Source organism: Akkermansia sp. UNK.MGS-1, from assembly GCF_000980515.1.
Taxonomy (GTDB): domain Bacteria; phylum Verrucomicrobiota; class Verrucomicrobiia; order Verrucomicrobiales; family Akkermansiaceae; genus Akkermansia; species Akkermansia muciniphila.
The window spans coordinates 1-538 of the sequence record NZ_LBCB01000022.1 but is presented as its reverse complement, the minus strand read 5'-3'; the positions used below and the strand labels follow the sequence as shown (position 1 = coordinate 538).

Here is a 538-nt window from a genome sequence, read left to right as displayed (position 1 = left end):
CGGTAGTTGTAGTAGATGAGGCCGAGCTCGTCGTCCATGTATTCGCACGAGAAGCGGAATTTGTTCTCTTGCGCCATGTTGCCTTCCGACGTGACCAGCCCTCCATACGGACGGTATTCGTACAGGGCGCGGCGTCCGCGCGCTTCCCCGAAGAGGGAGGTGACGTTCTTCATCGCGTCGTGCATGCAGTAGAGATGTTCCTTCACCTGCGTCCCGTTCGCCTCCCAGCGCGTCCTGGCCAGGACGCGCGTGGCCTCAGGTTCCGAGGGGTCCCAGAGGTAACTGCGCACAAGCGCCGGCGTTTCCCCGGTCAAGTCGCACTCCGCCACCTGCAGGTAGTCCCGGTAGAGGTAGCGCGCGTGGAAGCCCGTTGTCCCTCCGACCGTCACTTTTTTCTCGAATCTCCTGCCCATGGAGTCGTAGGTGCATTCCACCACGGTTTTGGCGCTTTCATTGACGAAGCGCACCGGACGGTTTTCCGCGTTGTAGGAGACTTGCCAGATGCCGGTGGATGTCCTGATCAATGTCTGATTGCCGT

1 pseudogene is annotated in these 538 nt (G+C 60.4%); it reads right to left on the bottom strand.

From position 1 onward, the window contains the following. Positions 1–538 (bottom strand): annotated as a pseudogene (locus tag WW58_RS09785) (hypothetical protein); the annotation flags it as partial.